The sequence below is a fragment of the Pseudomonas sp. Arb-4-2C genome (genome assembly GCF_055755015.1).
This window is the reverse complement of sequence record NZ_CM146899.1, coordinates 4,225,800-4,239,326: the sequence shown is the minus strand read 5'-3', so window position 1 is coordinate 4,239,326 and position 13,527 is coordinate 4,225,800. Positions and strand designations below refer to the sequence as shown.

Here is a 13,527-nt window from a genome sequence, read left to right as displayed (position 1 = left end):
GTTGTCTGAATCGCTTGCAGGCAAGCTCCCACAGGGGTTCTGTGGTGTTTGGGGGATCGGCTTAGGGCATGGGTGCGGGGTAGGTGGATAATTTGTAGGGGCTTGTTACTACCATCGTCGAATGGTTCTATGGGCCCGGCCCGGCTACAACGGGGTCATACAAAAACAACTATTCCACCGAGGTAAGAAAGATGAGTGCGGCTTCTCTGTATCCCGTTCGTCCCGAGGTTCTGGCCAATACGCTGACTGACGAGGCGACCTACAAAGCCATGTACCAGCAGTCGGTCGTCAACCCTGACGGCTTCTGGCGCGAGCAAGCCAAGCGCCTCGACTGGATCAAGCCTTTCACCACGGTGAAGCAGACTTCCTTCGACGATCACCATGTCGACATCAAATGGTTCGCCGACGGCACCCTGAACGTTTCCTACAACTGCCTCGACCGTCATCTGGCCGAGCGCGGCGATCAAGTCGCGATCATCTGGGAAGGCGACGACCCGGCTGACAGCCGCAACATCACCTACCGCGAACTGCACGAACAAGTCTGCAAACTGGCCAACGCCCTGCGTGGTCAGGACGTGCACCGTGGCGATGTGGTGACTATCTATATGCCGATGATCCCCGAAGCCGTGGTCGCCATGCTGGCCTGCACCCGGATCGGCGCGATTCACTCGGTGGTGTTCGGCGGCTTCTCGCCGGAAGCCTTGGCGGGTCGGATCATCGACTGCAAATCGAAAGTGGTGATCACCGCTGACGAAGGCGTGCGCGCCGGCAAGAAGATCCCGCTGAAGGCCAACGTCGACGACGCGCTGACCAACCCGGAAACCAGCAGCATTCAGAAAGTCATCGTGTGCAAACGCACCGGCGGCGACATCAAGTGGAACCAGCATCGCGACATCTGGTACGAAGACCTGATGAAAGTGGCGGGCACCGTGTGTGCACCGAAAGAGATGGGCGCTGAAGAAGCGTTGTTCATCCTCTATACCTCCGGCTCTACCGGCAAGCCGAAGGGCGTGCAGCACACCACCGGCGGTTATCTGCTGTATGCGGCGATGACCCACGAGCGCGTGTTCGACTACCGCCCGGGCGAAATCTACTGGTGCACCGCCGACGTCGGCTGGGTCACCGGCCACAGCTACATCGTCTACGGCCCGCTGGCCAACGGTGCGACCACCGTGCTGTTCGAAGGCGTGCCGAACTATCCGGACATCACCCGGGTGGCGAAGATTGTCGACAAGCACAAGGTCAACATTCTCTACACCGCACCGACCGCAATCCGCGCGATGATGGCCTCGGGGCAAGCCGCCGTTGAAGGTGCCGATGGCAGCAGCCTGCGTCTGCTCGGTTCGGTGGGTGAGCCGATCAACCCGGAAGCCTGGGACTGGTACTACAAAAATGTCGGCAAATCGCGTTGCCCGATCGTCGATACTTGGTGGCAGACCGAGACCGGCGGCAACATGATGAGCCCGTTGCCGGGTGCTCACGCGCTCAAGCCCGGTTCGGCAGCGCGCCCGTTCTTTGGTGTGGTGCCGGCGCTGGTCGACAACCTCGGCAACATCATCGAGGGCGAGGCTGAAGGCAATCTGGTGATTCTCGATTCGTGGCCAGGTCAGGCGCGTACGCTGTACGGCGACCACGACCGCTTCGTCGATACCTACTTCAAGACCTTCCGCGGCATGTACTTCACCGGTGACGGTGCGCGTCGTGACGCTGATGGTTACTACTGGATCACCGGGCGCGTGGACGACGTGCTCAACGTCTCCGGCCACCGTATGGGGACAGCCGAGATCGAAAGCGCGATGGTCGCCCACCCGAAAGTCGCCGAAGCGGCGGTGGTCGGTGTGCCGCACGACATCAAGGGGCAGGGCATTTATGTCTACGTCACTCTGAAAAACGGCGAAGAGCCGAGCGAGCAACTGCGCCTGGAGCTGAAGAACTGGGTGCGCAAAGAGATCGGCCCGATTGCTTCGCCGGACGTGATCCAGTGGGCGCCGGGGCTGCCGAAGACCCGTTCGGGCAAGATCATGCGCCGGATTCTGCGCAAGATTGCTACCGCTGAATATGAGGGGTTGGGCGATATCTCCACCCTGGCGGATCCGGGTGTGGTGCAGCATTTGATTGATACGCACAAGACGATGAATGTGGCGTAAGCGTTAGATTCGTAGAAGCCCCGTTCGGTGATTTGCCGGGTGGGGCTTTTTTGTGTCTGGAGGGTTTGTGGTGGCCGTGCTGGCCTCTTCGCGAGCAAGCCCGCTCCCACAGGGGATCGCATTTTATCTGAAGGACCGCGGTCAAAAACTGTGGGAGCGGGCTTGCTCGCGAAGGCGATCTGTCAGGCGCCGGTGCAGTCCGCTGTCGGAACCCAAACCGACCCAGCCAATAATTATCGATTTCTCGCGCAAGGCCTTTCCCGCTGTTACCCGCCCTCATCCGAGTAACCAAATGTGTAACCGCCCGCCCCGCGGCGGGGCGAAGGGAAACGCAACGCCCCGTTTTAGAGCCTCAAAACCCCCGGTGAAAAATAAGACACAACGCTGCGCTTGCCGGATTAGAAGGGTTTGCGAATAATAGGCCCGCAATTTGCAGCATAGATCGGTTCACTGTCTTTCGCTCTTGCATGAATTTGCAAGGCTGTCAATGTGCTCAAGCGGGTTTCTCTGTGCATCTGTAATTAGTTGTCGCATTGAAGAAATATCGGCTTCGGGCCTGTCGTTAGAATGCCGATCACTCGCTCATCGTGGCTGACGTTGAAACCCCTGATGGTTTCAATGGGAAATTTCCCACCGATGCTGCGCCGCTTTCCCGATTCACCCATTCGCATATTGGGCTGTCGCTCACTCTGCCGTTTTTGCCCTTTACCGATGGAGTCCCAAGATGAAGAAACTTGTGCTGCTTGGCGCCCTGGCACTGTCCGTGCTGTCGCTGAATTCCTTCGCTGATGAAAAACCTCTGAAGATCGGTATCGAAGCGGCTTACCCTCCGTTCGCTTCCAAAGCGCCGGATGGCAGCATCGTCGGTTTCGACTACGACATCGGCAACGCCCTGTGCGAGCAGATGCAGGTCAAGTGCGTGTGGGTCGAGCAAGAGTTCGACGGTCTGATCCCGGCACTCAAAGTGCGCAAGATCGACGCGATCCTGTCGTCCATGTCGATCACTGAAGACCGCAAGAAGTCTGTGGACTTCACCAACAAGTACTACAACACCCCGGCCCGTCTGGTCATGAAGCAAGGCACTGTTGTCAGCGACAACCTGTCTGAGCTCAAGGGCAAGAACATCGGCGTGCAACGTGGTTCGATCCACGAGCGCTTCGCCCGCGAAGTCCTGGCCCCGCTGGGTGCCGAGATCAAGCCATACGGCTCGCAGAACGAAATCTACCTCGACGTGGCCGCCGGTCGCCTCGACGGTACCGTGGCTGACGCCACCCTGCTGCAGGACGGCTTCCTGAACACTGATTCCGGCAAAGGCTTCGCCTTCGTGGGTCCGCAGTTCACCGACGTCAAATACTTCGGCGACGGCGTAGGCATCGCTGTGCGCAAAGGCGACGCGCTGAAAGACAAGATCAACTCCGCCATCGCGGCCATCCGCGAAAACGGCAAATACAAAGCTATCCAGGACAAATACTTCGCCTTCGATATCTACGGCAAGTAATACGTCTCTGCGACAAGTCAGAAATGGCGCAAGCAACAGGATCTCTGCGGTTTGCGCCATTTTTTCATCCCAACTTTCGAGGACCTGAATCATGTTGAAAGGCTACGGGGCTGTCATCCTCGATGGCGCATGGCTGACGCTTCAGCTCGCCTTGTCGTCCATGGCCCTGGCCATCGTTCTCGGGCTGATCGGGGTCGCGTTGCGCCTGTCGCCGATTCGTTGGCTGGCGTGGCTGGGCGATCTGTACTCCACGGTGATCCGCGGGATTCCCGACCTGGTGCTGATCCTGCTGATCTTCTACGGCGGTCAGGACTTGCTCAACCGTGTGGCCCCGATGCTCGGCTATGACGACTACATCGACCTGAACCCGCTGGCCGCCGGTATCGGCACCCTCGGTTTCATCTTCGGTGCGTACCTGTCGGAAACCTTCCGTGGCGCCTTCATGGCGATTCCTAAAGGTCAGGCCGAAGCCGGCATGGCGTACGGCATGAGCAGTTTTCAGGTGTTCTTCCGGGTGATGGTGCCGCAGATGATTCGTCTGGCGATTCCCGGCTTCACCAACAACTGGCTGGTGCTGACCAAGGCCACCGCGCTGATTTCGGTGGTCGGTCTGCAAGACATGATGTTCAAGGCCAAGCAGGCGGCGGATGCCACTCGCGAGCCTTTCACCTTCTTCCTCGCAGTGGCGGCGATGTACCTGGTGATCACCAGCGTCTCATTGCTGGCGCTGCGTCACCTTGAGAAGCGCTACTCGGTAGGCGTAAGGGCGGCTGATCTATGATCTTCGACTACAACGTCATTTGGGAGGCCATGCCGCTGTACCTCGGCGGGCTGCTGACCACCCTCAAACTGCTCGCGCTGTCGCTGTTGTTCGGTCTGCTGGCGGCACTGCCGCTGGGCCTGATGCGCGTCTCTAAGAACCCGATCGTCAACGGCGCTGCCTGGCTCTACACCTACGTGATCCGCGGCACGCCAATGCTGGTGCAGCTGTTTTTGATCTACTACGGTCTGGCCCAGTTCGAAGCGGTACGTGAAAGCTTCTTGTGGCCGTGGCTGTCCAGCGCAACGTTCTGTGCGTGCCTGGCATTCGCGATCAACACCAGCGCCTACACCGCCGAAATCATCGCCGGTAGCCTCAAGGCCACGCCAAACGGCGAGATCGAAGCGGCCAAGGCCATGGGCATGTCGCGCTTCAAACTGTACAAGCGCATCCTGCTGCCATCGGCCCTGCGCCGTGCACTGCCGCAGTACAGCAACGAAGTGATCATGATGTTGCAGACCACCAGTCTGGCGTCCATCGTGACCCTGATCGACATCACCGGCGCGGCCCGTACCGTTAACGCGCAGTATTACCTGCCGTTCGAGGCGTACATCACTGCCGGCGTGTTCTACCTGTGCCTGACCTTCATTCTGGTGAAGCTGTTCAAGCTGGCCGAGCGTCGCTGGCTGAGCTACCTGGCCCCGCGGAAGCACTGATATGGAACGCATCGACCACGTATTGCCGTGGAGCCACTTGGGCAGCGAGCGCAAGATCTCGGTGTTTCGGTTCGGTAGCGGCGAGCGCAAGGCTTACATTCAAGCCAGCCTGCACGCTGACGAATTGCCCGGCATGCGCACCGCCTGGGAGCTGAAGAAGCGCCTTGGCGAACTCGAAGCCCAAGGCCTGCTCAACGGGGTGATCGAGCTGGTGCCGGTTGCCAACCCGCTGGGCCTCGGCCAATTGCTGCAAGGCAATCATCAGGGGCGTTTCGAGGCGGGCAGCGGCAAGAATTTCAACCGCGATTTCGTCGAGCTGAGCGCGCCGGTTGCGACGGCATTGGCCGACAGCCTCGGTGACGATCCGCACGCCAATATTCGCCTGATCCGTCAGGCGATGGCTGATCATCTGACGGCATTGCCCGAGGCGAGCAGCCAGTTGCAAGGCATGCAGCGCGTGCTGCTGAGTCACGCCTGCACCGCTGACGTGGTGCTCGATCTGCATTGCGACGCCGAGGCTGCGCTGCACATGTACGCGCTGCCGCAGCACTGGCCGCAGTGGCGTTCGCTGGCCGCGCGCCTGAACGTGAAGGTCGGTTTGCTGGCGGAAGATTCCGGTGGCAGCTCCTTCGATGAAGCGTGCTCGTTGCCGTGGCTGCGCCTGTCGCGGCAGTTCCCGGACGCGCAGATTCCGCTGGCGTGCCTGGCGACCACCATCGAGCTGGGCGGTCAGGCCAATACCGACCGCGCGGACGCGGTGGCGTGGGCCGAAGGCATTCTGGCGTTCCTTGCCGAGCAGGGCCTGATCACCGGCGAGTGGCCGAAACCGGCACACGAAGCCTGTGAAGGCATGCCGTTCGAAGGCACTCAATTGCTGTTGGCTCCGCACCCCGGTGTGGTGAGCTTTTTGCGTAAACCCGGCGAGTGGGTCGAAGCCGGTGATGAGATTTTCGAAGTGATCGATCCTGTGTCCGATCGGGTCAGCACGGTGTGTGCTGGTACCTCCGGGGTGCTGTTTGCCATTGAACGGCTGCGCTATGCCCAACCCGGTTTCTGGCTGGCCAAGGTGGCGGGGCGCGAAGCGCTGCGTCACGGGCGCTTGCTCAACGACTGACTGTTTTTGTGAGAACCGACCGCATGTACAAACTTGAAGTCCAAGACCTGCATAAACGCTATGGCAGTCACGAAGTGCTCAAGGGCGTGTCCCTGAAAGCGGCAGCCGGCGATGTGATCAGCATCATCGGCTCCAGTGGCTCCGGCAAAAGTACTTTCCTGCGCTGCATCAACCTGCTCGAGCAGCCGCACGCGGGCAAGATCCTGCTCAACAACGAAGAGCTGAAACTGGTGGCAAACAAGGACGGCGCGCTGAAAGCTGCTGATCCGAAACAGCTGCAACGCATGCGTTCGCGCCTGTCGATGGTGTTCCAGCACTTCAACCTGTGGTCGCACATGACTGCGCTGGAAAACATCATGGAAGCGCCGGTCCACGTACTCGGCGTGTCCAAGGCCGAAGCGCGCGAGAAGGCCGAGCACTACCTGAACAAGGTCGGCGTGGCGCATCGCAAAGACGCGTTCCCGGGGCACATGTCCGGTGGCGAGCAGCAGCGTGTGGCGATTGCCCGTGCGCTGGCGATGGAGCCGGAAGTGATGCTGTTCGATGAACCGACTTCGGCCCTCGACCCGGAACTGGTCGGCGACGTGCTTAAAGTGATGCAAGCGCTGGCTCAGGAAGGTCGCACCATGGTGGTGGTGACGCACGAAATGGGCTTCGCCCGTGAAGTGTCGAACCAGTTGGTGTTCCTGCACAAAGGTGTCGTTGAAGAAAGCGGCAATCCGCGCGAAGTGCTGGTCAATCCGCAATCGGAGCGTTTGCAGCAGTTCCTGTCGGGCAGCCTCAAGTAATCGCTGCCGTTATGCACCAAATTAGGTCATGCTTCGCGACCTGAAGACTGGCTCGATCCCCCCTTGTGGGAGCGGGCTTGCTCGCGAAAGCGGTGTATCAGTCGACATCATTGGTGTCGGATCTACCGCATTCGCGAGCAAGCCCGCTCCCACAATGGATCTGCGACAGCTTCGATTACGGGCTAGCATTGGCCCATGCCTTCATCACCGTTCTTCGTTTCGGATTGCCCGCCCATGACTGCCCATCGAATTGGTTTCCTGATTTGGCCCAGCACTAAAGCTCTGACGCTGGCGCTGGCGGAGGAGGCCTTGCGCGTTGCTCAGCGGGTACACCCGGAGGTGGTTTACGAACTGTCGTTCCTGCAGGCCGAAGCCGTGACAGAAACGGCGGCCGCAGGTGTCTGGCAACTGCCCGGCGAGGCCTGGGCCGGCAAGCTGGAAAACTTCCAGAAACTGTTCCTGCTCGCTGACGAGCCGCCGACCACCCTGGCCCCGGCGCTCAGCAGCGCGCTCAAGCAACTGGTACGTGCCGGTTGCGTGATCGGTGGTTTGTCGGCCGGTGTCTATCCGCTGGCGCAACTCGGTTTGCTCGACGGCTATCGCGCCGCCGTGCACTGGCGCTGGCAGGACGATTTCGCTGAACGTTTTCCGAAAGTCATCGCCACCAGCCATCTGTTCGACTGGGATCGCGATCGCCTGACCGCGTGTGGCGGAATGTCGGTCCTCGACCTGCTGCTGGCGGTGCTGGCCCGTGATCACGGTGCGGAACTGGCCGGTGCAGTCTCCGAAGAACTGGTGGTCGAGCGCATCCGCGAGGGGGGCGAGCGTCAGCGCATTCCGCTGCAGAACCGCCTCGGCTCCAGCCATCCGAAGCTCACCCAGGCGGTGTTGCTGATGGAAGCCAACATCGAAGAGCCGCTGACCACCGACGAAATCGCCCAGCACGTGTGCGTGTCCCGTCGCCAGCTGGAGCGGATCTTCAAGCAATACCTCAACCGTGTGCCGAGCCAGTACTACCTGGAACTGCGCCTGAACAAGGCCCGGCAGATGTTGATGCAAACCAGCAAGTCGATCATCCAGATCGGCCTGTCCTGCGGTTTCTCTTCGGGGCCGCATTTCTCCAGCGCCTACCGCAACTTCTTCGGCGCCACGCCGCGTGAAGATCGCAACCAGCGGCGCAGCAGCAGCCCGTTCGAGTTGTCCTCTGTCCCTCCCGAGCGCGGCTGAGCCTGACGCGAATCACTCGTCGACTTCAGAGTCCTCGGAAGTCGACACCTCCATTTCTGCGCTATCGATCACCGCAATCACACCAAAGTCGACATTGGTCCGCCGGAAGTAGGCGATCAGCCGCTGCACGCTTTCCTCGTCAAGCGGATTGTCCCGCAGATTGATTTTTCCGGCGAACTCCAGAGGCAATTCCAGAATGTCGCTGGGGATATGGGCAATGGCATTGTCGTTCAGGTTAGCGACTCTCAGATTTTTGAGCTGTAGCAGGCCGTGGGGCAGTTCACTGATGTCGGTGCTGTCCAGCAGCAGCACGGTGAGATCGGTCATTTGGCTGATGTCAGGTGTTCGCCCCAGCGGGTTGTCGCTCAAATCCAGAAGGTCGAGGCGCTCCATCTGCGCGAGTTCGAGGGCGGTTTGCTCGGTCAGGGTGATGTGGCAGCCTGAAAGCGCCAGGTGTGTCAGGTCAGCCATTCGGAAAATCGCTTCGGGTATGTTGCCGAGCTGGTACTCGTAGATCGTCAGGTGCTTGAGGTTGGGGAAGCGCTCCAGAAATCTCGTGGCCCCCGAGGTCCGGCCCCGTCGGCTCCTCATGTACAGGTGCGTGACATGAGCAAAGTCGGCAGGCAATTCGGGCAACTCGCCTGTAATGCCTGCCGACAGATTCAACTCGTAGATGGGCGGCTGCGGCGGATCGATATCTTCGGGATCGCTTTCCCGGCGCCAGCACTGTTCCAGACGGTTTCTAAATTCATCCCGGATCAAATGTTCGTTCGACAGTTGGTGCGGGGTAAAGGGCTGGCCGCTAATCGGATGTATGGCGGGAACATCCGCGGTCCAGGCTGCAAGGCTGTCTCTGAGGGCGCTGTATTCGTTTTCCAGGCGGGTGATTTCAACCTTGCCGTCGGCCAATGTCCCGGGTAACAGATAAACGAACTCACTGGCCTGCTCTCGATCCATTTGTGTGTAGAGCGTTTGAACGCGAAGGAGGTCATCCTGGTCGGCCAGCACTCCAAAATCATGACGAGTCCGGGCGAAATGGCTTTTGATCCGTTCATGGTCTGACGCGGTAATCGGATTGCCCCCCAGATCAATGCCCTCGGTGATGCTGTCGGGAAGTTCGAACAGTGTGGTGGGGAGTACTTCGAGGCGGTTGTCATTGAGCAGCGCGGTTCGAATGCGAGGGTGATTCAGCAAGCCGGTCGGGAATTCGGAAATCCCCGTTGCCGAGACGTTGACGTAATCGAGCCGCGGCATGCGTTCGAGTCGCGGCATCAAACCGAGCGGATTCTTGTACAGATCCAGCGTCGTCAGTTGATCTAGTGCAGACAGTTTCATCAGGCTTTCGGCGGTGAGGGTGATTGCGCAGTCGCTCAGAATCAGTTCGCTGAGTCGTGGTGACTGGTCGATGGCTTCGGGCAAGAAACCCAGGTTGAAGGTACGCAAATCGAGGTGGCGCAGACCAGAAAAGTGCTTCAAGAACTCATGCACGCCTCGCGTTTCGCTATGGCCACCCATCATCAGGGAGTCCACCCGGTTGAAGTTGATGCTCAGGCGGGGTAATTCGCCGAGTATCGGTCGCCAGAACCTGAACTCGATCGTGTTTTCAGAGTGGTCCGGATAGGTTGCTTGCTGCCTCCAGCAATCGTATATCTCTCGGCGCAGGTACCGACGATTTTGTCTCTGGATCGCGAACTGTTCGGTGGTAAGTCTGGTACGGGTATTGGGGTCGATCTCTGGAATATCGTCAGTCCAGGGATTCAAAATGCTGCTGAGCTGGTCGTGCTCGGCAAACAGTCGGCTCAGTTCTGCCCGTGGTCCGTCCGGATGGCGTTGCAGTTTTTCGACAAAGGCGAGCAGTTCTTCAGCGGACAGCTGGGGGAACAATCGTTGCGCATGAAACTGCAGGGGAGGCGTGTTCACGGGGATATGGCGATAGCCATCGGTGCCGCCCAGCAAGCGCATGAAGGTGGGGTCGTAAGCAGGTTTGAGGTTTGGATGTTGCGCCAGCAACGAACGCAGGTCGTCGCGGTTCAAGGCGTGGTCGCGAATCCGCTGCTTGAGTATCTGTTCTTCGCCTATGCGAATATTCAAGGCCTGCCGCTCGGCGTCCGGCAGTGCCCGTAGAAGGCTGGGGTAAAGCCCGCCCGCACCGCTGAGCTCCTGCCCAGCATGGTCGAACGCCTGATATTCACCCAGCTCGGTCAGGACCAATACCTTGCAGGTCGGGGCATTTTTCGGGCCGATGCTGTCGAGAAGTGGCCCTTCATGGGCGTAATGCCGGATCTCCAGTCGCAGCTGCTCCGGCCAGTCGGGTAATCGTGGCAGTGAGTGCAGAGCCAGCCGTTCCGTGTCGCGGTTGCCGGCGCTCGACTGTAACTCCAGTCCTTCATAGGCGCGGGCCATGCGCACTTGCATTCTGGCTTCCTGGATCATTTCGGCCAGGCGTTTGGACGGCTTGGAGCGTTGCAGTTGTTGCCGTTCCTGGGCGCTGGTCGAGTCGAGGATCGCTTCGGCGACGCTGATCGGAAGGCTGCGATCGCCGCCCATGATTTCTCGTACCTGCGAGTCGGCGCCACGTTCGAATTTGCGATAGCGCTCATCGAATAATGACGCTCTCCTGCGCTCGGCAAGCTCTGCCAGTGTGCGACGCAGGGTGCGGGTTCGGGTTTCAAGCGCGAGAGAGGGATGGCCGAACGCTTCGCCGGACATCGCTCTGATTTCAGAGTCCGAGAGTGCCAGAAGAAAGGTTTTGAGCAGGTCGCCCTGGTGCAGTTGAGCGGTGTCGAGCCGTATGCCCGGTGCGTCGCGTAGATGACTTTGCCAAAGGATGTGCGCCTTGCCGTCGGTCAACTGCAGGTTTTTGTTTTCCGGCCAATAGCCGTTTTCCTTGAGTATCTGGAGTTGCAGGACCGGGTCGGCCTTCAGGTAGTCATCCGTCGTTTCGCTGCCGATCTGCTCAATGAAGGTTTGAATGTCGCGGTCGATCTTGAAGCGCTTGAGTGTGTCGGCCAGTAGCGGTGGTACCTGCTCGGCGTTCACATGCATTTTGCGCAGAGCGTTGGCGTCACAGCCGCTGATGGTGAGCATGCGCTCGCGTTCACTGGCCGAAAAACGCTCCATGTCCGGCCCCATACGGCGCAGCGCGGTGGCTTGATCCCAGCTCAGTGGCTGGTCGAGTTCGGTTAGCCAGGCCCCGGCGCCGTTGGTTTCGAGCAGTGGTTTGTACGCATCGGGTCGGCTGGGATGATCAATACGGTGCTGGCTGGTGACGGTATCTTTGCTGACGACATAGCACTTGTTGTCCAGTACCAGCAGGGTTTTGCCTTGGTGTGAGTGCAGGCCGAGTGTGTCGGGCTTTGACTCGCCGGGGCGTTCGAGAACGGAGTAGGTGCTCAGATCGGGTTTCCAGTAACGGGTTTTGCCACTCGGTCGTTTCACCCAATTGAAGCGGTCAATGAACTGAACGATTTCCCGAGGCAGCAGTGCGCGAAACTCACCCGCCGCAATGACCCCGCCTGCTGCGAAGGTGCCCAGTTGCACCGCCGATTGAACCACTTCCATGAAATGTCCGAAGGCTGTTTTGGCCTCCCCCTCCGCCCAATCAATGATGCCTTCGAAGGTTTCATCGAGCAGTTGGTAGGCCATGTAACCCAGCATCAATTCCCCCAGAAAGGGCACGAACGGCAGGGCGATGAACGCGGCGATGTTCAGGAGTGTGGAGGTGATTTCGCTGAACGAGTCCCAAAGTGCCCAACGGGCTCGTTGGTCGACCGTGGCGGTGGGCACAGCGATCACCCGCGCATCATTGAGGATCTTGTTGAGCTTGCTCTGATAGAGGTGTGTCCATAACTCGCCAGTGATGGCCGCCGACCTCAAATGCAGGCCGGGTCGCCGATTGGGTTGTTCTCGCCAGGTCGGACGGGGGTCACCTCGCTGCACGGGCTGCCAGGTGATGGGCGCGAGCTGATCATTCAACTGGGCAAAGAAGTGGCCGCGCTCCTGATGGTCAATGAAGCGGCTGAAAAAAGCCTGATAGTCAGGCTCGCGCAATCGTCGGCCAAGCTCCTCGGCGAAAGCGGCAGACGAGGGGTATTGTTTGATCGGGTGTGCCGGGTCGTCAGGCAGGTAGACCACCACACTGACGACCTCTCGGGCCTGCTCCGGCTCCGGTGCAAACATCAGGATGCCGGTCAGGCGGGCATTCATGAGGGTCAGCTCACGACACCCCCAGTTTTGCCCGCGCAAACGCAGATGCGGCAGATTGTCGAGCAGGCCGAGAATCAGTTGGTGGGCATCGCCGGCCAACAAATTCTGCATGTGCGCCATGTGCAAGGCTGCCGTCAGCGCAGCTCGCTGGCTGTCTTTGAGGGCAGGCTGCAGGAGGGCTGCAGTCACCGGATTGCTGATGCCCAGATTGTCTTCCAGATACTCTTTATAGCGCTGGCCAATGTCCAGTTCCCGGCACAGGCGGGTGAATGTCGCAATGGGCATTTTCTGCAGGATCTGCGGCAGCGTATCGAACTGTCCGGTGGGGGAGGCGGGGGTGGTGTAGGTCGAGGCGGGTTCGAACGCATCCTGTTCGGTTTCGCTGTTTTCAAAGTTGTGCAGCGCTGCGTCCAGCAGCGAGAGGGTCCAGATGCGCGCCGCCCCCGATTTCATTCGCAACCAGGGGACATGATCAGGCAGATAGAGGCGCAGGCAGGTTTGGCGAACGTCCAGTTCCAGTCCGCAGCGCGTTTTTATCAAGGCTTGCAGCAGTGGCTCGGCGAAGTCGGCAGGATTGCGCAGGTTTGCCAGGAGTCGATCCGTTCGGTTCTGGCTCAAGGCATGCGCTGTGACAAGGGTGTTCAGCGCCGCGTGTTGATGGGGTGGGGCATGCCTGAGTGTCGCCGGCAACGTTGGCGTCACCTTGCTCAGTTCGGTGCGTCGGTGGGGAAGGGCTTGGCGAAGCCAGGGCGCAATCGCACTGTGCAAATGCTGATAATGGCTATCCGGCCGGAAAACGTCGGGGATGTCTGTGGTAGTCGGTTCGGTATTCATGCGTACAAATTTGTCGTCGTGTTTGAAAGGCCTCTAGCAGAACCCGGGATCAACGACGATGTGCGGTACATATATACCGCACCCCGTAAATCGACATGAGTTACAAAGGAACAGGTCTGCCGCAATCCCTTGCCGCCAGTTAAACTGCGCCTTTGCGACGCTATATGTCGCATTGCCGTAAACCCGGGAAAATCCGGGGTTTGCGCTATAAGAAGTTGTCGCTTGGCGGCAAGGCCG

8 protein-coding genes are annotated in these 13,527 nt (G+C 59.6%); 7 read left to right on the top strand and 1 reads right to left on the bottom strand.

All coding sequences use genetic code 11. From position 1 onward, the window contains the following. The first annotated feature begins 191 nt into the window (after window positions 1-191). From acs to argR, 7 genes are all read left to right on the top strand, one after another. Window positions 192-2,147, top strand: a complete 1,956-nt coding sequence (acs, locus tag AC0J41_RS19180; RefSeq protein WP_025112899.1) for an acetate--CoA ligase — start codon at window positions 192-194, stop codon at window positions 2,145-2,147. Window positions 2,148-2,871: 724 nt separating this feature from the next. Then, a complete protein-coding gene (locus tag AC0J41_RS19175; protein WP_025112900.1) occupies window positions 2,872-3,645 on the top strand; it encodes an ABC transporter substrate-binding protein in 774 nt (257 codons plus the stop codon). Window positions 3,646-3,736: 91 nt separating this feature from the next. Beyond that, a complete protein-coding gene (locus AC0J41_RS19170) occupies window positions 3,737-4,426 on the top strand; it encodes an ABC transporter permease (RefSeq protein ID WP_003227287.1) in 690 nt (229 codons plus the stop codon). Further along, window positions 4,423-5,121, top strand: coding sequence for an ABC transporter permease (locus tag AC0J41_RS19165; RefSeq protein ID WP_003227285.1), 699 nt, complete (start codon window positions 4,423-4,425; stop codon window positions 5,119-5,121). Before AC0J41_RS19170 ends, AC0J41_RS19165 begins: the two co-directional genes overlap by 4 nt. A gap of 1 nt (window position 5,122) precedes the next feature. Further along, a complete protein-coding gene (locus AC0J41_RS19160) occupies window positions 5,123-6,235 on the top strand; it encodes a M14 family metallopeptidase (RefSeq protein ID WP_473013322.1) in 1,113 nt (370 codons plus the stop codon). A gap of 23 nt (window positions 6,236-6,258) precedes the next feature. Then, a complete protein-coding gene (locus AC0J41_RS19155; protein ID WP_003227281.1) occupies window positions 6,259-7,023 on the top strand; it encodes an ABC transporter ATP-binding protein in 765 nt (254 codons plus the stop codon). A gap of 234 nt (window positions 7,024-7,257) precedes the next feature. Further along, window positions 7,258-8,250, top strand: coding sequence for a transcriptional regulator ArgR (gene argR, locus AC0J41_RS19150; protein ID WP_473013321.1), 993 nt, complete (start codon window positions 7,258-7,260; stop codon window positions 8,248-8,250). A gap of 12 nt (window positions 8,251-8,262) precedes the next feature. On the opposite strand, the gene AC0J41_RS19145 is transcribed toward argR, so the two are convergent. After that, a complete protein-coding gene (locus AC0J41_RS19145) occupies window positions 8,263-13,290 on the bottom strand; it encodes a dermonecrotic toxin domain-containing protein (RefSeq protein WP_473013320.1) in 5,028 nt (1,675 codons plus the stop codon). Between the last annotated feature and the right edge of the window lie 237 nt (window positions 13,291-13,527).

Excerpts from the sequence above, each read along its gene's own strand:
- acs (WP_025112899.1), top strand. The coding sequence starts at position 192 with ATGAGTGCGGCTTCTCTGTATCCCGTTCGTCCCGAGGTTCTGGCCAAT.
- AC0J41_RS19175 (WP_025112900.1), top strand. The coding sequence starts at position 2,872 with ATGAAGAAACTTGTGCTGCTTGGCGCCCTGGCACTGTCCGTGCTGTCG.
- AC0J41_RS19170 (WP_003227287.1), top strand. The coding sequence starts at position 3,737 with ATGTTGAAAGGCTACGGGGCTGTCATCCTCGATGGCGCATGGCTGACG.
- AC0J41_RS19165 (WP_003227285.1), top strand. The coding sequence starts at position 4,423 with ATGATCTTCGACTACAACGTCATTTGGGAGGCCATGCCGCTGTACCTC.
- AC0J41_RS19160 (WP_473013322.1), top strand. The coding sequence starts at position 5,123 with ATGGAACGCATCGACCACGTATTGCCGTGGAGCCACTTGGGCAGCGAG.
- AC0J41_RS19155 (WP_003227281.1), top strand. The coding sequence starts at position 6,259 with ATGTACAAACTTGAAGTCCAAGACCTGCATAAACGCTATGGCAGTCAC.
- argR (WP_473013321.1), top strand. The coding sequence starts at position 7,258 with ATGACTGCCCATCGAATTGGTTTCCTGATTTGGCCCAGCACTAAAGCT.
- AC0J41_RS19145 (WP_473013320.1), bottom strand. The coding sequence starts at position 13,290 with ATGAATACCGAACCGACTACCACAGACATCCCCGACGTTTTCCGGCCG.